The sequence below is a fragment of the Halobacterium jilantaiense genome (genome assembly GCF_900110535.1).
GTDB classification, from domain to species: Archaea; Halobacteriota; Halobacteria; order Halobacteriales; family Halobacteriaceae; genus Halobacterium; species Halobacterium jilantaiense.
On sequence record NZ_FOJA01000001.1, the window covers coordinates 787,756 to 807,496 of the forward strand.

General features: G+C 67.8%; 21 protein-coding genes. 9 read left to right on the top strand and 12 right to left on the bottom strand.

The window, feature by feature from the left end; translation table 11 throughout:
• Nucleotides 1–18: 18 nt before the first annotated feature.
• From BMW35_RS04135 to BMW35_RS04170, 8 genes are all read right to left on the bottom strand, one after another.
• Nucleotides 19–480 (bottom strand): NuoI/complex I 23 kDa subunit family protein, encoded by a 462-nt coding sequence (locus tag BMW35_RS04135; RefSeq protein WP_089668125.1) that lies wholly within the window; start codon nucleotides 478–480, stop codon nucleotides 19–21.
• Nucleotides 477–1,529, bottom strand: coding sequence for a complex I subunit 1/NuoH family protein (locus BMW35_RS04140; RefSeq protein WP_089668126.1), 1,053 nt, complete (start codon nucleotides 1,527–1,529; stop codon nucleotides 477–479). The genes BMW35_RS04135 and BMW35_RS04140 overlap by 4 nt, the downstream gene beginning before the upstream one ends.
• Nucleotides 1,530–3,206: an NADH-quinone oxidoreductase subunit D gene (locus BMW35_RS04145; protein WP_089668127.1), complete on the bottom strand. Its 1,677-nt coding sequence runs from the start codon at nucleotides 3,204–3,206 to the stop codon at nucleotides 1,530–1,532. It abuts the gene before it with no gap.
• Nucleotides 3,203–3,910: an NADH-quinone oxidoreductase subunit B gene (locus BMW35_RS04150; RefSeq protein WP_089668128.1), complete on the bottom strand. Its 708-nt coding sequence runs from the start codon at nucleotides 3,908–3,910 to the stop codon at nucleotides 3,203–3,205. The genes BMW35_RS04145 and BMW35_RS04150 overlap by 4 nt, the downstream gene beginning before the upstream one ends.
• A complete protein-coding gene (locus tag BMW35_RS04155; RefSeq protein WP_089668129.1) occupies nucleotides 3,903–4,313 on the bottom strand; it encodes an NADH-quinone oxidoreductase subunit A in 411 nt (136 codons plus the stop codon). The genes BMW35_RS04150 and BMW35_RS04155 overlap by 8 nt, the downstream gene beginning before the upstream one ends.
• 128 nt (nucleotides 4,314–4,441) lie before the next feature.
• On the bottom strand, nucleotides 4,442–5,053 hold the full coding sequence (gene purE, locus BMW35_RS04160; RefSeq protein WP_089668130.1) for a 5-(carboxyamino)imidazole ribonucleotide mutase: 612 nt from the start codon (nucleotides 5,051–5,053) through the stop codon (nucleotides 4,442–4,444).
• A complete protein-coding gene (locus BMW35_RS04165; protein WP_089668131.1) occupies nucleotides 5,050–6,282 on the bottom strand; it encodes a 5-(carboxyamino)imidazole ribonucleotide synthase in 1,233 nt (410 codons plus the stop codon). Before BMW35_RS04165 ends, purE begins: the two co-directional genes overlap by 4 nt.
• Before the next feature lie 95 nt (nucleotides 6,283–6,377).
• The gene (locus tag BMW35_RS04170; protein ID WP_089668132.1) at nucleotides 6,378–8,096 is read right to left on the bottom strand and encodes a flippase activity-associated protein Agl23; all 1,719 of its coding nucleotides are present in this window, start codon (nucleotides 8,094–8,096) and stop codon (nucleotides 6,378–6,380) included.
• A 93-nt stretch (nucleotides 8,097–8,189) separates the two neighbouring features.
• Between BMW35_RS04170 and ribH the strand changes: the two genes are divergently transcribed.
• Nucleotides 8,190–8,591: a 6,7-dimethyl-8-ribityllumazine synthase gene (gene ribH, locus BMW35_RS04175; protein ID WP_089668133.1), complete on the top strand. Its 402-nt coding sequence runs from the start codon at nucleotides 8,190–8,192 to the stop codon at nucleotides 8,589–8,591.
• Nucleotide 8,592: 1 nt separating this feature from the next.
• Nucleotides 8,593–9,735, top strand: a complete 1,143-nt coding sequence (locus BMW35_RS04180) for a pyridoxal phosphate-dependent aminotransferase (RefSeq protein WP_089668134.1) — start codon at nucleotides 8,593–8,595, stop codon at nucleotides 9,733–9,735.
• Between the two features lie 21 nt (nucleotides 9,736–9,756).
• Here BMW35_RS04180 and BMW35_RS04185 read toward each other — a convergent pair whose 3' ends face one another.
• From BMW35_RS04185 to BMW35_RS04195, 3 genes are all read right to left on the bottom strand, one after another.
• Nucleotides 9,757–10,176 (bottom strand): hypothetical protein, encoded by a 420-nt coding sequence (locus BMW35_RS04185; protein WP_089668135.1) that lies wholly within the window; start codon nucleotides 10,174–10,176, stop codon nucleotides 9,757–9,759.
• A gap of 51 nt (nucleotides 10,177–10,227) precedes the next feature.
• The gene (locus tag BMW35_RS04190) at nucleotides 10,228–11,481 is read right to left on the bottom strand and encodes a Glu/Leu/Phe/Val family dehydrogenase (RefSeq protein WP_089668136.1); all 1,254 of its coding nucleotides are present in this window, start codon (nucleotides 11,479–11,481) and stop codon (nucleotides 10,228–10,230) included.
• A 72-nt stretch (nucleotides 11,482–11,553) separates the two neighbouring features.
• Nucleotides 11,554–12,402 (bottom strand): HpcH/HpaI aldolase/citrate lyase family protein, encoded by an 849-nt coding sequence (locus BMW35_RS04195; protein ID WP_089668137.1) that lies wholly within the window; start codon nucleotides 12,400–12,402, stop codon nucleotides 11,554–11,556.
• A gap of 73 nt (nucleotides 12,403–12,475) precedes the next feature.
• Between BMW35_RS04195 and BMW35_RS04200 the strand changes: the two genes are divergently transcribed.
• Complete coding sequence (locus tag BMW35_RS04200; RefSeq protein WP_089668138.1) at nucleotides 12,476–12,949, top strand: MaoC family dehydratase; 474 nt, start codon at nucleotides 12,476–12,478, stop codon at nucleotides 12,947–12,949.
• Nucleotides 12,950–12,953: 4 nt separating this feature from the next.
• On the top strand, nucleotides 12,954–13,385 hold the full coding sequence (locus BMW35_RS04205; protein WP_089668139.1) for a DoxX family membrane protein: 432 nt from the start codon (nucleotides 12,954–12,956) through the stop codon (nucleotides 13,383–13,385).
• Nucleotides 13,386–13,397: 12 nt separating this feature from the next.
• Here the strand turns inward: BMW35_RS04205 and BMW35_RS04210 are convergent, their stop codons facing one another.
• The gene (locus BMW35_RS04210) at nucleotides 13,398–15,176 is read right to left on the bottom strand and encodes an acyl-CoA carboxylase subunit beta (protein WP_089668140.1); all 1,779 of its coding nucleotides are present in this window, start codon (nucleotides 15,174–15,176) and stop codon (nucleotides 13,398–13,400) included.
• Nucleotides 15,177–15,485: 309 nt separating this feature from the next.
• Here BMW35_RS04210 and BMW35_RS04215 point away from each other — a divergent pair, with 309 nt between their 5' ends.
• The 5 genes from BMW35_RS04215 to BMW35_RS04235 all read left to right on the top strand — a co-directional run bounded on the left by BMW35_RS04215 (nucleotide 15,486) and on the right by BMW35_RS04235 (nucleotide 19,712).
• The gene (locus BMW35_RS04215; RefSeq protein WP_089668141.1) at nucleotides 15,486–15,977 is read left to right on the top strand and encodes a universal stress protein; all 492 of its coding nucleotides are present in this window, start codon (nucleotides 15,486–15,488) and stop codon (nucleotides 15,975–15,977) included.
• Nucleotides 15,978–16,044: 67 nt separating this feature from the next.
• Nucleotides 16,045–17,064: an NAD(P)/FAD-dependent oxidoreductase gene (locus BMW35_RS04220; RefSeq protein WP_089668142.1), complete on the top strand. Its 1,020-nt coding sequence runs from the start codon at nucleotides 16,045–16,047 to the stop codon at nucleotides 17,062–17,064.
• 61 nt (nucleotides 17,065–17,125) lie between these two features.
• The gene (locus tag BMW35_RS04225) at nucleotides 17,126–17,698 is read left to right on the top strand and encodes a peroxidase-related enzyme (RefSeq protein WP_089668143.1); all 573 of its coding nucleotides are present in this window, start codon (nucleotides 17,126–17,128) and stop codon (nucleotides 17,696–17,698) included.
• A 138-nt stretch (nucleotides 17,699–17,836) separates the two neighbouring features.
• On the top strand, nucleotides 17,837–18,748 hold the full coding sequence (locus BMW35_RS04230) for a S49 family peptidase (protein ID WP_089668144.1): 912 nt from the start codon (nucleotides 17,837–17,839) through the stop codon (nucleotides 18,746–18,748).
• A complete protein-coding gene (locus BMW35_RS04235; protein WP_245708134.1) occupies nucleotides 18,735–19,712 on the top strand; it encodes a hypothetical protein in 978 nt (325 codons plus the stop codon). The genes BMW35_RS04230 and BMW35_RS04235 overlap by 14 nt, the downstream gene beginning before the upstream one ends.
• Nucleotides 19,713–19,741: the final 29 nt, after the last annotated feature.

Consider the following 19,741-nt stretch of genomic DNA (forward strand, 5'->3'; position numbering starts at 1 on the left):
TAGGTTTCGAGACGCTCTCTACTGGTAGTCGACCTCGCCTTCGCCTTCGCCGATCCAGGCACCCCGGTCAGGTTCGCGGGAGGCAAGCGGGTCGATGTCTTTGTACCACGGTACGTTCTTCAGCTGCTCTTTGTTGAACACGAGGTCGTGTTTCGTGTCTCCGGTGAACTCGAAGTTCTCCGTGAGCAGGATCGCGTCGACGGGACAGACCTCCTCGCAGAGCCGGCAGTAGATGCACTGGCCGACGTGGAGGTTGTACTGCTCGCCGTTGCGCTGCTTGTCAGTGACAATCTGGATGGTGTCGTTCGGGCAGACGTTCTCACACTGCCGACACCAGATGCAGCGTTCCTGGCTGAACTTGTGGATGCCCCGGAAGCGCGCCGACACTTCGGGCGTCTCCTCGGGATACTCGACGGTGAACGTGTTCCCGTCGAGCGCGTGCTTCATCGTCGTTGCCATCGATTTGAGTACGCCGATCATAGTCCAGTCACTCCGAGGATTGCCGCGGTGAGCACGAGGTTCGCGAACGACAGCACCAGCATGCCCTTCCAGCCGATGCCGATGAGCTGGTCGATCCGCACGCGCGGAATCGCCGACCGGCACCACTGGGTGAAGATGTACACCGCCCAGATCTTGATCGTGAACCAGACGAACCCGGGCAGGAACGGTCCGCCGGGCCCGCCGAGGAACAGCGTGGCGATGATAGCGCCGCCCAGGAAGATGTGAACGAACTCACCGAGGTAGAACAGGACGAAGTACGCCGACGAGTACTCGGTCTGGTAGCCGGCGACAATCTCCGTCGGGGCCTCCGGCGTGTCGAAGGGGTTGCGGCCGACCTCGGCGAGGTTCGCCACCACGAACAGCACGAACGCGAACGGGTTCACGAACGCGAACCACGCTGGGATTCGGACGCCCGCGATAACTGCGAGCGTGGTGTTCTGCTGCATGGCGACGATTTCGCTCAGCTGGAGCGTCCCCGTGAACAGCACCACGGAGGCCGCCGTGAGGACGAGCGGAATCTCGTACGCGATGTTCTGTGCGACGGCGCGCAGGCCGCCGAGCAGGCTGTACTTGTTGTTCGACGCGTACCCGCCCATCAGCAGGCCGAGGCTCGCGATGGACGCCATCGCGAACACGAACACCAGCCCGACTTCGGGGTCGGCGAGCTGGATGCCGTTGCCCATCGGAATGACGGCGAACGCGAACAGCGCCGACCCCGCGAGCACGATGGGCGCGAGGTCGTAGGCGGGCCGGTCGGCTCCCTCCGGGATGATGAGCTCCTTGGAGAGCAGTCGGACTGCGTCGACGATGATGGTACCGAGCCCCCACGGACCGATGCGGTTGACGGAGATGCGGTCCGTGAACGACGCCGTGATCTTCCGCTTCGCCCACGGGCCCGCGAACGCGGTCATCGTCAGCATGATGGTGCCGACGAGCGCGGCCGCCAGCAGCATCGAGAGCGCGTCACCGAAGATACCCTCGACGCCGAGCAGGTCCGCGATGGTGTCGGGCAGCGGTGTCTCGGTCATCTATCGGTCCACCTCCCCGAGAATCACGTCGAGGCTGCCGAGCGTGGCGACGAGGTCCGGGATGTACTCGCCGGTCGACATCTCTTGGAGCGCTGAGAGGTTGCTGAAGCAGGGACTCCGGATCTTGAAGCGTCCGGGCTTGTCAGTGCCGTCGGCGCGGATGTAGACGCCGAGCTCGCCCTTCGCGCCCTCGACAGTCTTGTAGACCTCCTTGCCGGCTTCCGGCTTGAGAGTGCGGGGGACGTTCGCCTGAATGTTCCGTTCGTCCTCCGGCCAGTCCTCCAGAAGGTCGACGCACTGCTCGATGATGCGCGCGGACTGTTCGACCTCACGCATCCGCACGAGCAGCCGCGAGTAGTTGTCGCCGCCCTCGTCCGTGACGACGTCCCAGTCGAGCTCCTCGTAGTAGCCGTAGGGGTCGTCGCGGCGAACGTCGTAGTCGACGCCGGACCCGCGAGCGACCGGGCCCGTGACGCCGTAGTTTTTGGCAGTCTCCGGGTCGAGGTAGCCGGTGTCGACGGTCCGGGCCTGGAAGATTTCGTTGGACGTGATGAGGTCGTGGTACTCGTCGAGTCGCTCCGGGAGTTCGTCGAGGAAGTCCCGGACGTTCTCGAAGTACTCCTCGCGGGGTTCCGGGACGTCCCAGACGACGCCGCCCAGCCGGAGGTAGTTGAGCATCATCCGCTGACCGGTGAGGTCCTCGATGAGGTTCTGGACGACTTCGCGGTCCCGCATCGCGTACATGAAGATAGCGGTGAAGTCGCCGTAGATGTCCAGACAGAACGTCCCGAGCGCGAGCATGTGGCACGCGATGCGACACAGCTCCGCGCTGAAGGTACGCAGCACCTGTGCGTACTCGGGGACGTCAATGTCCGCGAGGTCCTCGGCTGCACGGGCGTACGCCCACTCGTTGAGGACGCCACCGGGGCCGTAGTCCCAGCGGTCGGGGTACGGCATAATCTGGTGACGGTAGGTCCCGTTCTGGGCCATCTGCTCCTCGCAGCGGTGGAGGTAGCCGATGTCGGGGTTGACGTCCGCGACCTGCTCGCCGTCGAGGACCGTCTCGACGTGGAGGACGCCGTGCGTGGCCGGGTGGTGGGGACCGATGTTGAGGAACATCGTGTCGCCCTCGCCCTCGTCGCCGCGGTGGTCTTCTTCGAGGGGGTTGCGATTCTCGTCGAACGTGACGATCTGGGGTTTCTCCTGGTTGTAGTCCCGGCCCAGCGGGTGGCCGACCCACGTGTCGGGCAGCAGGATGCGTTCGAGGTTCGGGTGGTCGTCGTACTGGACGCCCACGAGGTCGTAGGCCTCTCGCTCGTGCCAGTCAGCCGTCCGGAACACCGACTCCGCGGACTCGCTGACCGGTTCGTCGCGGCTCGTCGGGACGATGATCGAGACTTCGTCCGTCGGGTCGTCGTACTTCCGCAGGTGGTAGATGCTCTCGAACCGGTCCTCGTGTTCCTCGGCCGTGACACAGGAGAGGTGGTCGTAGCCAGCCCGGTCTTTGAGCGCGCCGAGGACGTCCTGGACCGCGTCGGCCCGGATGACGAAGCCGGGCGCGTTCAGGTGGTCCTCGCGCTCGAGGACGTGGTCGCCGATGAGGGATTCGATCTCGTCGACGTCGACGCCCTCGTCGACCGTGTCCGGCGTCTCGGGTTCTTCTTTCTGCGTGCTCATGGCGAATCAGCCCAGTTGTACCGCATGACGAGGGTCTCCTCGTCGATGTCCTCGGCGAGCTTGTCGACGAGTTCGTCGCGGTCGAGGTCGCCGAACTGCTGGAGCTCGTAGGGCTTGACCGTGACCGGCGACGACTCGCCGTTCGCGATGCGTTCCTGGAGCTTCGCGACGCCGTAGACCAGTGCTTCGGGGCGCGGCGGGCAGCCCGGGATGTGGATGTCGACCGGGATGACCTCCTCGGCACCCTTCACGACGTTGTAGCCCTCCTGGAACGGGCCGCCGGACGCCGTGCAGTTCCCCATACCGACGACGAACTTCGGCTCCGGCATCTGGTCGTAGACGCGCTTCATGCGCGGCGCGAACTTCGAGACGATGGTGCCGGGCACGATGATCACGTCAGCCTGCCGGGGCGAGGCCCGCGGAACGCCGGCGTGGAATCGGTCGAGGTCGTGTTTGACCGAGTACGTGTGCATCATCTCGATGCTGCAGCACGCGATACCGAACTGCAGCATGAACATGCTCGACCCGCGCACCCAGTTCATGAACTTGTCGAACTTCGTGAGGATGAACGGGGTGGAGCCGAACGCTTCGCGCAGCCGGGAGTTGAATCGGTTGTCGACGCCCTCGCCCATACGGGCCTCCCGGGTCGACGTCAGTGGGTCGCTCGATTCCGTGATGCTGTCTCTTGGTTGGTCACTACTCATGTGTGGTCCTCCGTTCGTGTGCCGGGGTCCGCATCCACTGCACGACGCCCTTGCGCCAGGCCCATGCGAGGCCGACGACGAGGATGCCGATGAAGACGAGCATCGGCGCGAGAACCTCGACGAGGCCGACGCCCTCCATTGCGAGCGCGTCGCGGTAGATGACGGTCCACGGGAAGATGAGAACGGTCTCGATGTCGAACACGAGGAACAACAGCGCAACCATGTAGTACTGCGTGTTGAACTGGAGGCGCGCGTCCCCTGTCGGCACCTCACCGCTCTCGTAGGTGGCTCGTTTTCCCTGCTCGGGTACACTGGGCCGTATCAGTGCCGAGACGCCGATCATCCCGGCCGGAATGAGGACAGATACGAGCGCCAGCGCACCGATGGCGATCCATGGATTCATAGGATTATCTCCGTGACGAACGGTGGTTCGAACCGCACACTCATAAACGTTGATTTATGCCCTTACGGGCGGAGAAGCGTGTTCTCTGGGGTTTCAAGCCCCCTCGCGCGAGCGCCCGTTCGCTGGGGTCAGTCTCGGTCCGCGCGAAAGCGTTCGGTTCCGCGTGTGTGGAGGTCCGAGGAGACCTCGGCGACGCCGTCCCGCCGGTCGGCGTGCAGGTCACGGAGTCGGTCGGCGAGTTCGGGGTCGTCTGTGGCGAGGAACTGGGCGGCAGACAGGCCCGCATTGTAGGACTTGCCGGCGTCGACTGCCGTCAGCGGCGCGCCGGTCGGCATCCCGATGACGGAGTCGACGGACTTCTCCTGAACGGGGACGCCGACGACCGGGAGGGGGTACGCCAGCGATGCGGTCATGTTCGGGAGGTCTGCTGACTTCCCGCCGGCTCCCGCGATGACGACGTCGAGACCGCGGTCGACTGCCGTCTCGGCGTACGCGTACATGAGGTCGGGCGTCCGGTGGGCGGAGACGACCCACGACTCGAAGGAGTACCCCGATGGCGCGTCGTCGTAGTCCGTCACCTCGGTGAAGCCGAGGTCGGTGAGTGCGTCGTGAGCACCCGCCATCACGTCGAGGTCGCTGTCGCTACCCATGATGACGCCGACGTCGGGCGTCTCTTCGGCGGGTCGGTCGCGCGCTGCCTCCGATTCGAACAGGTCGACGAGGTCGGCTACAGTGGTCATGATTGGGTGCTGTGGCCTGCAGGTTCGCTCGCTGTCTCGGTTCCCTCCCGGAAGAAGAGTGCGTCTCGCGCGTCTCGCGCGCGGTCGAGCAGGTCGTCCCGGTCGTCGCCGACGACGGTGACGTGGCCGAGCTTCCGGAGCGCCCGCACCTCCCGTTTGCCGTACCAGTGGAAGGCCAGCCGCGGCTCGTCGAGAATCCCGGGGACGCCGTCCAGCTCCGCCGGACGAGTCTCCGCGTCGGGCTCCGCGAGGACGTTCGCCATCACGGTCGGGGCACGGAGTGTCGTGTCCCCGAGCGGAAGCCCGAGGACCGCGCGAGCGTACTGCTCGAACTGGGACGTGTAACAGCCCTCAATAGTGTAGTGGCCGGAGTTGTGAGGGCGGGGCGCGATTTCGTTGACGAGCACTTCGCGCTCGCGGCTGTCGCCGCTCGCTCCATCCGTGTCCCGTGAGGACACGCGCTCGAACAACTCCACGCCGAACACCCCTCTCCCGTCGAGCGCGCCGAGGACCTTCTCTGCGACCGCGGCCGCCTGCTCGCGAACGGACTCACTCGTGCGGGCGGGAACGACGGACTCCCGGAGCACCTCGGCCTTGTGGACGTTCTCGGCGACGGGGAAGGTGGCCGTCTCTCCGTCGCCTCGGACGGCGATGACGGAGAGTTCGCGCTCGAAGTCGACGAGTTCCTCGGCGACGAAGCCGTCGAGGTCGCCGAACTCCTCGCGCGCCGCCTCGACGGAGGCGACCGGGGCGTTCCCGCGGCCGTCGTAGCCGCCGGTGCGACGCTTCAGCATCAGCGGTGTGCCGAGGGAGTCGAAGGCCGCGCGGAGGTCGTCGGAGCCGTCGACCGCCTCGAAGTCGGGCACCGGGACGCCGGCGTCGGCGAGCGCCCGGTTCTGGACGAGCTTGTCCTGAATCGTGCGCAGCGTGTCGGGCGTCGGGTGGACCTCGACGTCGAAGTCGGCGGCGACCGATTCGAGTGCGTCGGGGTCGGCGAGCTCGATTTCGTACGTGAGGACGTCCGCGCGCTCGGCGAGGTCGCGGACGGCCGCTCGGTCGTCGAAGTCCGCGACAATCTGGTCGGCCGCCGGCGGGACGGCGGGGCAGTCCGGCGTCGGGTCGAGTGCGACGACGTCGACGCCGAGCGGGCTGGCGGCCTCGGCGAACATCCGGCCGAGCTGACCGCCGCCGACGACGCCGACGGTGGCTCCGGGGACGCGTTCCATCATCCCTGCCTTCCGCCCACTCCTGCATAAGAATTGCCGAACGTACCCGAAGAGTATCCACGAACGTGGTTATCTTGTTGGGCGTGCCCGCCGGTCACTCAGAGCGGTTCGTAGCCAGCAGCGTTCGCGTCGACGAAGACGACGATGATGGTGTTCGTGGACGTGAGTTCGTACGTCCGACTCACGTAGCCGCGCTCGGTCAGCGACGGCGCGAGGTCGGCGTAGTGGTCGGCCTTCGAGACGACGACCGGCGCGTCGCACAGCGCCGGGCCGCCGCTCGTCGCGCTCGTCGGACACTCCGTGATGGCGCTCCGCACCCGGGTCGACTCCGCGGTGGCGTTCCCGCGTTCGAGGTACCAGTTCAGCGGCAGTCTGTTGAACCAGTTCGTGCCCGCGACGCTCCCCGGGTCTGTCGGGTCGACGTCCTTCGTGACGTGGAAGTGGTCGCCGAAGAACACCACGTCGGGGTCGCCGTCGTGCGCCCTCGTGACGGACTCGACGGTCGCGAGCGTGTCACTCATGTCGCTACCGGGCTGCCCGAACTGCACGAGGTCGTTCTCCTCCTCCTGAGGCATCACGAACGACGTCTCGGCGGTGACGACGCCGACCTGCGCGACGAGCGCGAGCACGACGAGGGCAGCCAGCGCGACCCCCGCCTTGTCGTCGGATTCGAGGGACCGCCGGCCGAGGTCGACGACGTACCCGACGCCCACGGCGGCCGGAATCGCCAGCGGCACGACGGCGTGGGTCACGGACCAGACGCCCGAGATGTCGGTGATAGCGGGGTAGACGACGACCGACGCGAACGCCCAGTAGCCAGCGAACAGCACGAACTCCCGGGGGTCGTCGGCGACGTAGCGCTCCGCGAGGAACCCGAGGACGCCGACGACGGAGACGACGAGCGCCGTCGACCCCATCGTCTTCACCGCGTCCGCGAGGAAGGCGACGTAGCTGTGGTCGCGGCTCGCCGACCCACTGACTCCCCAGACGCCCCACAGCTCTTCGGCCGCGCCGAGCGTGCCCGCGACGAGCGCGCTCGGGAGTTTCGACGGGTCCGAGAGCGCCTGATAGAACGCCGGTCGGGGCGCGTAGAAGACCGCGAAGACGAGGACGAAGGCGGCCGCCGCGCCGGCCAGCGAGCGCCGCCAGTCCCAGATGCCGCGGCCCACCGAAGCGACGGCGTCCCGGGCTGCGGACCGCCACGACTCGCCGCGCTCGCGGGCCGTGAACAGTCGCGTGTCGACCAGCAGCGCCGTCGCGCCGACGAACATGCCGACGTAGACGAGCGCGTTCTCCTTCGCGGTGAACGCGAGCGCGAGCACCGCGCCGGCGGCGACGACGTCCCCGCGGCGGCCGGTGTCGATTGCGCGCACGGCGAACCCGAGCGCAGCGAGGCTGAACGCCGCGACGAGCACGTCGTTGCGCATGAACCGCGAGTAGTAGACGAGCACGGGGTTCAGCGCGAGCAGGCCGGCGAGCGCGACGACCTCGGCGTCGTCGAGTCTGGTTCGGAAGAGCCACGCGACCCCAGGGAGGAGGCCGCCGACGAGCGCGACCGGCGCTCGTGCGACCGCGTTCGAGTCGCCGAGCACGCCGAAGAGGAGTTCGTTCACCTGAAAGAGGAACGGGCCGTGGACGAAGGCGCGGTACGACCAGTCACCCGTCGTCTGGTACTGGAGTATCCAGTAGCCGACGCGGGCCTCGTCCCAGTGGAACACCCGGTCGCCGAGCGCGACGAACCGGACGGCGAGTGCGAGAGCGACGACGGCGACTACGGCAGCGAGAGCGGCTGCGCGGCGGCGACCCGGCGAGTCCATATCGTTCGCTCAACGGAACGGCCACCATACAAGTTTTCCGTGTCGGCGCGCGGGAACGGTAGGCATTAGTCGCGGCCCGGCGACGGTCCGACTATGACACGGCTCGGGCTGGTCGTTGCGGAGTTCAACCGCAGCGTCACCGAACAGATGGAGGCGTCGGCACGGGACGCGGCCGCAGACGCCGACGCCGAACTCGTCGAGACGATTCACGTCCCGGGAGCGTACGATTCGCCGCTGGCGGCCGACCGGCTGGCGCGCCGCGACGACGTGGACGCCGTCGCCGTGGTCGGCACCATCGTCACCGGTGACACGAACCACGACGAGGTCATCGCGCAGGCGACCGCGGAGAAGCTCACGGACGTGAGCCTGGACCGCGACACGCCCGTGACGTTCGGCGTCACCGGCCCGGGGATGTCCGGCGCGGAGGCCCGGGAGCGTGTCGAGAAAGGCGCGGACGCAGTCGAGAGCGCGGTCAGTCTGACGGAGGCACTCTAAGATGGAATTCAGTGACAGAGTCACGAGCGTCGAGCCGAGTGCGACCCTCGCGGTGAGCAACCTCGCGAGTGAACTGGAAGCGGACGGCGTGGACGTCGTCGACCTCTCGGTCGGCGAACCCGACTTCGCCACGCCCGGGAACGTCGTCGAGGCCGGGAAAGACGCGATGGACGCCGGCCACACGGGGTACGCGCCGTCGAACGGCGTGCCCGAACTCCGGGACGCCGTCGCCGAGAAGCTGCAGGGCGACGGCCTCGACTACGAGGCGGACAACGTCATCGTGACGCCGGGCGCGAAGCAGGCCCTCTACGAGACGTTCCAGACCGTCGTCGACGACGGGGACGAGGTCGTGTTGCTGGACCCGGCGTGGGTGTCCTACGAGGCGATGGCGAAGCTCGCCGGCGGCGAGCTCTCGCGGGTCGACCTCGCACCCCACGACTTCCAGCTCGAACCCGCCCTTGACGACCTCGCCGAGACAGTCTCGGACGACACCGAGTTGCTGGTCGTGAACTCCCCCAGCAACCCCACCGGCGCGGTGTACTCGCGGGCGGCGATGGAGGGCGTCCGCGACCTCGCGGTCGACCACGACGTGACGGTCATCTCGGACGAGATCTACCAGCACATCAACTACGGGAAAGAGCACGTCAGCCTCGCCGGCCTCGACGGGATGTTCGAGCGCACGGTCACGGTCAACGGCTTCTCGAAGGCGTACTCGATGACCGGCTGGCGGCTCGGCTACCTCGCGGCCCCCGAGGAACTCGTCTCGCAGGCCGGGAAGGTCCACTCGCACTCCGTCTCCTCGGCGGCGAACTTCGTGCAGCGCGCCGGCGTCGAGGCCCTGCAGAACACCGACGACGCCGTCGACGAGATGGTCGACGCCTTCGCGTCGCGGCGCGACCTGCTCGTCGACCGCTTCGAGGAGTACGGCAAGGACGTCTCGGTGCCGGATGGCGCGTTCTACCTGATGCTCCCGGTCGCCGACGACGACCAGACGTGGTGCCAGGACGCCCTGAAGGACGCCCACGTCGCGACCGTGCCCGGGTCGGCGTTCGGCGCGCCCGGCTACGCGCGGCTCTCCTACGCCGCGAGCACCGAGCGGCTCGAAGAAGCGGTCGACCGGCTCGCCGCGGAAGGCTACCTGTAGCGACCGCCGCTGTGCTCCCGGCTAGCGGCTGCCGGCAGCCAGGCCCGCGAACGTCACGACGCCGAGTTCGACGCCGGTGCCGGCGCTCTGGCCGACGAGCCCTGCCACCATACTGAACAGGTCCTGGTTCTCGACGCCGAGGGTGAAGAGGACGGCGCCGGTGATTACCATCGCGGTGGCAGTCCCGACTGCGAACACCCCAGCCGACACGAGGGAGAACCGGGTGTCGCCGTCGGCCCGGTCGCCGGCCCAGTATGCGACACCCAGAAGCGCGCCGTACACGAACAGGAACGCCACGAACCGTGAGGCGAGCGTGTACCGCGTGCTCGCCGGTGCCGAGACGCTAACATCGAACTCGATGAGGAGCGCGACGAGAAACCGCTGGAAGGTGGACACTGCGGCGGCGACCGCCGCAACGAGGACGGGGGCGACTGTACGCATAGTGGCTGTGCGGTCGGACGCCGCGGACGAAGTTGGTAGTTACGGCCGTTCTCAGGGCCAGCTGCCGCTGCCCTCGTAGGCGTCGACGACGCGCTGGATGGCGACGACGTAGGCGGCGGTGCGGAGGTTCGGCGTGCCGGCGTCCTCGTGGGCGTCGGTCATCGCGTCGAAGGCGTCGGTGATGACGGCTTCGAGTTCCTCGTTGACGCGTTCCTCGGTCCACTGGAAGCGCTGGCGGTTCTGCACCCACTCGAAGTACGAGACGGTGACGCCGCCGGCGTTCGCGAGGATGTCCGGGACGACGGTGACGCCGCGCTCGGAGAGCACGTCGTCGGCGTCCGGCGTGAGCGGGCCGTTGGCGGCCTCGACGACGACGTCGGCGTCGACGTCGTGGGCGAGGTCCTCGTCGATGGCGTTCTCGAGCGCCGCGGGGACGAGGAGGTCGACGTCAAGCGTGAGCAGGTCGTCGTTCGAGAACTCCTCGGTGGCCTCGTCGTAGCCGGAGACGCTGCCGGTCTCGGTCTTGAAGTCCTTGACGGCGCGAGCGTCGAAGCCGTCGGCGTTGTAGATTGCGCCGGAGGAGTCGGAGACGGCGACCACGTCGGCCCCCTGGTCCTCGATGAGTTTCGCGGCGACGCTGCCGGCGTTCCCGTAGCCCTGAACAGCGACGGTCGCGCCGTCGAGGTCGCGGTTGAGGTAGTCGAAGACCTCGCGGGCCGCGAACATCGTGGAACGGCCGGTCGCTTCGACGCGACCCTCACTTCCGCCGTTCTCGAGGGCCTTCCCCGTGATGACGCCGGGCGCGGTGGTGTTCTCGAGGGTCTCGTACGTGTCTTTGATCCAGTTCATCTCGCGCTGGCCGGTGTTGACGTCCGGCGCGGGGACGTCCTTGTCTTCGCCGATGAGCGGCCGGAGTTCTGTGGCGAACGCTCGCGTGATGCGTTCGAGTTCGTCGTCGGAGTACTCGCTCGGGTCGATGACGATACCGCCCTTGCCGCCACCGTACGGGATGTCGACGACCGAGGTCTTGTACACCATCCAGCCCGAGAGCGCCTTCACTTCGTCGCGGGAGACGCCCGGGTGGTAGCGGATGCCGCCCTTGTACGGGCCGCGGTCGCCGTTGAACTGCGAACGGAAGGCCTTGAACGTCTCGATAGAGCCGTCGTCCATCTCGACGGAGAGCGTCGTCTCGAGGACGCGCTCGGGGTGTTTGAGGCGTTCGAGTACGTCGTCGCCGACGTCGAGGAACTCGCCGGCGTCGCCGATCTGTTCCTGCAGGCTCTCGAATGGGTTGGCTTCCGGCATTACTAGAGCGGAACCACCAGCCGACGAATAAGGATGACGGATTGTGTATGATAATACGTGATTTAAGGTGTATTAGGTGTCGGCCGCCTCTGCGCGCTCCAGCACGCGCTCGGCCTGCGCGACCAGCGGTGCATCTATCATCTCGCCGTCCACGCGGAACACGCCCCGGTCCTCCGCGTCGGCCTCCGCTTTCGCGTCGAGGACGCGCTCGGCCCACTCGACGTCTTCCGGTGCCGGCGTGTACGCGTCGTTGATGGGGTCAACCTGCGCGGGGTGGATGGCCATCTTCCCGTCGAAACCCAGTCCGGCCGCGAACCGCGTCTCCCCGGCGAGGCCGTCGGTGTCCTCGATGTCCGTGTAGACCGTGTCGATTGCGTCCACGCCCGCCGCACTCGCTGCGAGGACGACTTGTTCGCGCGCGTGGAGGACTTCCGTTCCATCGTCGGTCCGCGTCGCGCCGATGTCCGCGGAGAGGTCCTCTGCGCCGAACACGAGGGCGTCCGTCGGCCCGGCGACGGCAATCTCCTGAGCGTTCAGCACGCCCCGGGCAGACTCCACGAGCGCGAGCACGGGCGCTTCGGCGTCCGCCTCGGCGAGCAGGCGGCCGAGCGTCTCCACGTCCTCGCTGTCCTCGACTTTCGGGAGCATCACCGCGTCGGCCGTGCGTCCGCCCGCGAGCACTGCCTCCACGTCCGCGCCGGCCCCGGAGCCGACGGGGTTGACGCGCACGCAGACCTCGCAGTCCGGGTCGAAGTCGGGGTCGGAGAGCACGTCGCCGACTGCCGCTCTGGCTTCGTCCTTCTGGCCGGGCGCGACGGCGTCTTCCAGGTCGAAGACCACGACGTCTGCCCCCGCGCTCGGGGCCTTCCGCATCAGGTCGGACTGGTCGCCGGGCGAGAACAGGACGCTGCGTCGAACCATGTACGGGCGGACGGCAGCCCCCGCCTTGTACGTTTCCGGAGCGACTTTGATTCCCGGCGTCCACCCTCCGGGCATGACAGGCCGCTACTACGAGGGCTTCGAGGAGGGCGAGACCATCGAGCACGCCACCCGGCGCACCGTCTCGGAGTCGGACAACCAGAAGTTCTGCGACATGACGATGAACCAGCAGCCGCTGCACCTGGACGCCGACTTCGCGGACGACACCCAGTTCGGCGAGCGCATCGTCAACGGCCTCTACACGATGAGTCTCGCCGTCGGCATCACCATCCCGGAGACGACGGACGGCACTATCGTCGCGAACCTCTCCTACGACGAGGTCGAACACCCCGCTCCGGTGTTCCACGGTGACACCATCCGCGTGCAGTCCACGGTCACGGACAAGCGCGAGACGAGCGACGGCGAGCGCGGCGTCGTCACCTTCCACGTCGAGGCGTTCGCCGTGAACCGCGAGGACGAGCCGCTGGTCTGCGAGTTTGACCGCACGGTGCTCTCGCTCAAGCGCGACCACGCCGACGGCGAGGACTGAGCCAGTGACCGAAGGCGACCGCGTCGCGGCCGTTGTCGGACGCGTGACCAGCCTCGCCGCGAGTGCGCCAGCCCCGGCCACGCTCGCGCGCTGGGGGCTCGGCCTGATGCTGGTCGCGGCGGGCGCGCACAAGCTCCTGCAGCCGGAGGGCTGGACGGTCTACGTCACCGACTGGCTGGCACCCCTGCTTGTCGTCTCCCCGACAGTGTTCATGCTGGCGAACGGGTACCTCGAACTCGGGTTCGCAGCACTCCTGCTCGCGGACCGCTACACCGCGTTCGCGGCGCTCGTCGCGGCCGGCTCGCTCGCAGTGACGACCGCGTACCTCGCCGTCGTCTGGGTCGACACCGGCGCGTTCGGGGACGTGGTCGCTCGGGACGTGGGACTCACGGGGCTGGCGCTGGCGGTGCTCGTGGACGCGCTCAGAGACGGGTAGGGGGCCGACCGGTCAGAGGATCGTGCCGTGCTTCTTCGACGGCCGGTCTTTCTCCACGTCCTCGTAGAAGGCGAAGCGGTTCGAGAGCTCGGTGCGGAGTTCGGACGGCGGCACGATTTCGTCGATGACCGTCTCGGACGCCATCCGGTGGACGTCGATGTCCTCGCGGTACTCCTCGCGGAGTTCCTGCTCGCGCTGTTTGCGCTCCTCGGGGTCGTCGATGGCGTCGAGCTTGTTCGCGTAGACGGCGTTGATTGCCGCCTCGGGACCCATGATTCCGATTTCGCCGGACGGCAGGGCGATGGTTGACTCGGGATCGTAGGCGGGCCCGGACATCGCGTAGATGCCGGCCCCGTACGCCTTCCGCACCACGACGGACTGCTTCGGCACCGTCGCCTCGCTCGTGGCGTAGATCATCTTCTTGCCCTTCTCCAGGATGGCGTCTTTCTCGACCGACGAGCCCGCCATGAAGCCGGGCGTGTCACAGAGGTACAGCAGCGGGATGTTGTAGGCGTCGGACTTCCAGACGAACTCCGCGGCCTTCTCGGCGGCGTCCGGGAAGATGGCTCCGGCGCGCTGCGCGGGCTGGTTCGCGACGATGCCGACCGTGCGGCCGTCGATGCGCGCGTACCCTGTGAGAATCTCCTTGCCGTACTCCGGCCGGAGCTCGAAGAACGAGTCCTCGTCGACCACGCGGTCGATGAGGTCGTGCATGTCGTAGGCGCGGTTCGGGGCCTCCGGAATCAGACCGTCGATGCCCGAGGTCGGCTTCGCCGGCGGCTTCGCGGGCTGGCTCGGCGGTTTCTCGTCACTGTTGTCCGGGAGGTACTGCACGAGGTTCGCGACCAGTTCGCGGGCGTGCTCCTCGTCGCGGGCGACCAGGTCGGCGCTGCCGGACTGCTCGGCGTGGACCTGCGGGCCGCCGAGGTCTTGCATCTCGATCTGCTCGCCAGTGACCATCTCCACCATTCGCGGGCTGGCGATGGCCATCGCCGACATCCCCTCGACCATGATGGTGTAGTCCGCGAACACCGGCGTGTAGGCGGCCCCGGCGATACAGGGGCCGTACAGCACGCAGACCTGTGGGACGCGGCCGGAGAGCCGGGAGTGGTTGAAGTAGTACTTCCCGATGCCCTCGCGGTTCGCGAAGAACCCGGACTGCTGGTCGATGCGCCCCCCGGAGGAGTCCATCAGGTACAGCACGGGCTTGCCGGTCTTGAGCGCGCGCTGCTGCATCCGGAGGAACTTCTCGACGCCGCGCTCGGCCATCGACCCGGCCTTTACGGTGAAGTCGTTGGCCATGAAGTGGACGTCCCGGCCGTCGAAGTCCGCCGCGCCGGTGATGAGGCCGTCGGCGGGCAGGCGGGTGCCGTCGTCGGCCTCGTCGACGTCCGGGCTGTTCGGGTGCCAGCCGTCGAAGTGCGCGAACTTCCCGTCCTCGAACAGGAGGTCGCCATCGCCGTCCCCGCCCTCGTCGCCGAACCAGAGGTCGAGGCGGTCGCGGACGAACAGTTTGTCCTGGTCGGGCAGCCGCTCCTTGTACTTCTCGGGGCCGCCCTCAAGGATGTCCGAAATCTCCTCGCGGAGCAGCTCCTCGCGTTCCGTCGGCCCGAGGTCGTCGGCGTCGTCACCGGCCGATTCGTCGGCGTCTTCCGGGGCCTCGTGGACGGCGGCTGGCTCGTCGGCGTCACCTAGATAGACCTCCACGTCGTCGTTGACGTGTTCGGCGAGCGCGGCCGCGACCGCTTCGGCTTCCGAGTCGGTCGCACCGCCACCGATGCGCACTTTCATGGTTCTGGATGGCCGGGACTACCCCATACCGTTTTCTCTTCGCGTTCCCCGGCACTCGCGGACTGCCGAATCCATGAATTATCGGCGTTTCGACCGACAGACTGGCGGATTCACGGGATATTTGCCGACACGCACCCGCCCACGAGACGTATATATGGCCATTCGTTTTGTTCCTATATATAGGATTGTACGTTGCGCCGCTGTGGTGCCTAGATAGTTCATTATAATAGTCGTTGTCCGCGAAAAACTGTATATGTGTGGCGGCGCTACGGGTATCCGAGTGCGCCGCCCACGCGGCGCGGGAGACAGATGTCGACGCACACGAACACCACCACCTCGGACGCAGACCCGACCGACGCAGCCGCGTCAGCGACGCCTAGTTCGCTGTTCGACCGCGTGCTGGTCGTGACAGACGGCGGCGACGCCGGCGACGCCGCCGCGGAGACGGCCGTCCGGCTGGCGGCGCGACACGACGCGTCAGTCGACGCGCTGTTCGTCGTCGACACCGCGACCCACTGGGACGTCGTCGTCGAGCGCGAGGAGAACGCCGGCGAGAACGCCGTCGAAACCGTCGCCGACCGGGGTGCGGCGTTCGGCGTCGACGTCCGCAAGCGCTTCCGCTACGGGCACGCCCACCAAGAGGTCCTGGACTACGCCGACGTCCACGACGCCGACCTCGTCGTCGTCAGTTCGACGAAGCCGACCGGTCTCGACCGGCTCGTCGCGCCGGACACGCTCGCGCCCCGCGTGCAGCGCGAGGCCGACGTTCCGGTGATGGTCGTCGGACCGAACGACGCCTGAGCAGCGGCGAAGCAGCACGGTCACCCGCGTCGGTCGTCTTTTTCCCGGTCCCGTCCGTAGCGCCGGTATGGACTCGCTGGCAATCGTCGGTGCTGGAGCGGCTGGTGCCGCTGCCGCGTACCGCCTCCGCGACAGCGACCGCGACGTGACCGTCTTCGAGAAGTCGCGGGGCGTCTGCGGGCGCGCGGCGACCCGCCGCAGGGACGGCTGTCACTACGACTACGGCGCGAACTACGTCAAACCCGGCGACGGTCCCGTGGCCGACCTCGTCCGCGACCTCGGCGAGGACGGACTCGTCGAAATCGGCGAACCGGTCTGGACGTTCGACGGCGATGGAACGGTTGCGCCGGGTCGCGACAGCGACGAGCCGAAGTGGACGTGGGAGACCGGACTGACGCAGCTCGCGAAGCGGCTGTTCGCCCGGACGGACGCGACGCTCCGTAAGGAGACCCGCGTCGGGACGCTGGCCCGGACCGAGACCGGGTGGACGCTGGCCGAAACCGACGGGCGGCGATTCGGGGAGTTCGACGACGTGCTGTTGACGCCGCCCGCGCCCCAGACTGCCGACCTGCTGGCCGACGCGCACTGGGACGACGACCGACGGGAGACACTCCGTGAGGCGGCCGCAGACGTGTCCTACCGGAGCATCGTCACTGCCGTCCTGCACTACCCCTTCGAGCTGGACCGTGAGTGGTACGGACTAGTGAACACCGACGACGCGCACGCGGTCGGCTGGCTCTCCCGAGAGGCCTGCAAGGACGGCCACGTCCCCGCCGGTGAGGCGCTACTGATTGTGCAGATGGCTCCCGACTGGTCGCGGGAGCACTACGACGCCCCGGCGAGCGAGCAGACGGCCGTCGCCGCCGAGCACGCGGCCGACCTCCTGGACGACGACCGCCTGCTGGACCCGGACTGGACGGACACCCAGGGCTGGCGGTACGCGCTCCCCGACGAGGCCGTCGACTCGGAGCCCGTGGCGGCCGCGAGTGAGGCGGGCCTGCACGTCGCCGGCGACTGGGTCGCTGGCGAGGCGCGCGTCCACGCAGCCGTCGAGAGCGGGCTCGCGGCCGCGGACCGGATTCGGTGACGACGGCGTTCCGGGTCGCTCCGGGGCAACGGCTTTGGTGCCGGCCGTCGGGCGTTCGGACATGAACGACGACGCGATGGGACGGTTCCACGTCCCCGACCACGACGACCTGCCCGAGGACCTCCGAGAGCGCATCGACGAGGAGACCGAGCGCGCCGGCTTCACGCCGAACGTGTTCTCGGCGCTGGCGTACAAGCCCAGCCACTTCCGCGCGTTCTTCGACTACCACGACGCGCTCGTGGAGGACACCGACCTCGCCCGCGAGGAGGTGGAGATGCTCATCGTCACCGTCTCCGGCGTGAACGACTGCCTGTACTGCGTCGTCGCCCACGGCGCGCTCTGTCGGGTGTACGCGGAAGCACCGAAGCTCGCCGACCAGCTCGCGACCAACCACCGGCAGGCCGACCTCTCCGAGCAGCACCGCGCGATGCTGGACTTCGCCGTCGACATCACTGAATCGCCGGGCCGAGTCACCGACGGCGACGTGCAGGAACTCCGAGACGCGGGCTTCTCTCGGGAGGAGGTCTGGGACATCACCTCCGTCGTGGCGTTCTTCAATCTCTCGAACCGGCTGGCGTCGGTCGCGGACATGCGGCCGAACGACGAGTTCTACGCGATGGCGCGCGGCGACTGACCGGCGGTTCGTAATGAATTCGTCGGAATCCGGCGAAGTTCACAGGTACTGCGACCGCGGTTCCGACTTTAAGTCGACACGGCGAGTTGGCCAGCCTGGAAGCCGTCCAGTCCTCCACGGACGGTCCGCGAACACACAATGACGAATCCAATAGACGAACACGCGAAGACGCTCGCGACCAGCTGGACGGTCATCATCGTCCTCGCCGCCATCGTCGGCGGCGTCGGCGGGATGGCCCTCCAGTCGGGCTCGGACAGCGGGCCCGACAACGCGGTCGCAGTGGTCACGCTCGACTCGATGCAGATTACCGGTAGCAGCGGCGACACGACCGCCAAGGAGCTGCGGCAGGTCCGGCAGAACGACTCCATCGACGCGGTCGTCCTCCGGGTCGCCAGCCCCGGCGGCGCAATCACCGGGAGCGAAGTACAGTACCGCGCGGTCAAACGGCTCGCGCAGGAGAAACCCGTCGTCGCGAGCGTTCGCGACGTGGCGGCCTCCGGCGGCTACTACACAACCATTCCCGCCGACAAAATCTACACCACGCCCGGCGCGCTCGTCGGGAGCGTGGGCGTGATTAGTTCCGTCACGAAAAACGAGAAGGTTCCGTCGCAGTGGAAGTCTGCTCCCGATAAGGGGACGGCCGGTCCGGCCGACGTGTCGCGGGCCCGGGCGGCGACCTTCCGGGAGTCCTTCCTGAACGTCGTGATGAACGAACGCGGTGACGAACTCGAAGTCGACCGCGAGACGGTCGGTGAGGCGAAGCTGTACGCCGGCAACCGCGCGGTCGAACTCGGATTCGCCGACGAGATCGGCGGTGTCGAGACGGCGATTCAGGACGCCGCCGAGCGCGCTAACCTCTCGAACTACGATGTCACCTACCGCAACCCGACGTCGGGCGGTCTCATCGGGCTGCTCGCTGGAAGCGGTAGCGCCGAAGACGTCGACGCCGAGGACGCGTTCGTGGCACCGGAACTCTGTGGGAAAGACTACCTGGCGTATGCTCCTCAGGCGGGGCCCGACCTAGAGGTGATCATGAATGCGTCCTGCTGATCTCGCTTCTCGTGCCGGCGCGTTCGTGCTGGTGGCAGTCGTCATCGCCAGCGCCATCGTCGGCGGCGGCATGCTCGCTGGCGGCGGAGGCGGATACTCCCCCAGCGAACTCACCGTAGAGGAACACCAGTCGGTCGACATCGCCAGTCCGCCCGCCGAAGAGGGCTCGATCGACGTCTCCGCGGCCACGAGCGGGAAGGTCGTCGTCATCGACGCCGCCCACCAGAACAACGTCGACGAGATTCAGCTGCGCCCGCTGGTGAACGCGCTCACCGAGAACGGCCACTCGGTCCGGTTCTACCGGCCCGACCGCGGCCCGAGCGGCGAAGCGCTCAACAAGGCGTTACAGGACGCCGACGCCTTCGTGTCGGTCGCGCCCGACAACCGCTTCTCGACCGGTGAAGCGAAATCAGTCGAGGACTTCCTCGACGCCGGCGGCCGCGTGCTCGCGGCCGGCGAGCCCGAGACGGGTGGGCTCGGCGGCGGTAGCATCTTCTCCATCAGTGTCAGCCGCGGCGGTGCGACCAGCGCCGAGTTCGCGCCCGCGCTGTCCCCGCACGGGCTGACTGTCGGGAGCGGCTACCTCTACGACACGACGGACAACGTGAACAACCACGCGAACCTCCGCGTGTCGCCGGCCGGTGAGAGCGACCTCACGGCAGGCGTCGAGGAGGTCGTCGTCCACGAGGCGACGCCCGTGACCGGCGAGAACGTCCTGCTGCGGACGGACTCGTCGACCGAACTCTCCACGACGCGGGACGCCAGCGACTACGGCGTGCTCGCGCAGTCGGGGAACCTCGCGGTCCTCGGTGACAGCTCGGTCCTCGACCCCGACTGGGCGTACGTCGCCGACAACGAGGTCCTCGTCGGGAACCTCGTCGACTACCTGGTGACCGGCGAGCGGACGCCGATGCCGGAGCCGAGCGGGTCGGACTCCGGACCAGGTCCAGCGCCGCGCCGGTAAGCAACGCGCCACCGAACACCCACGGCAGT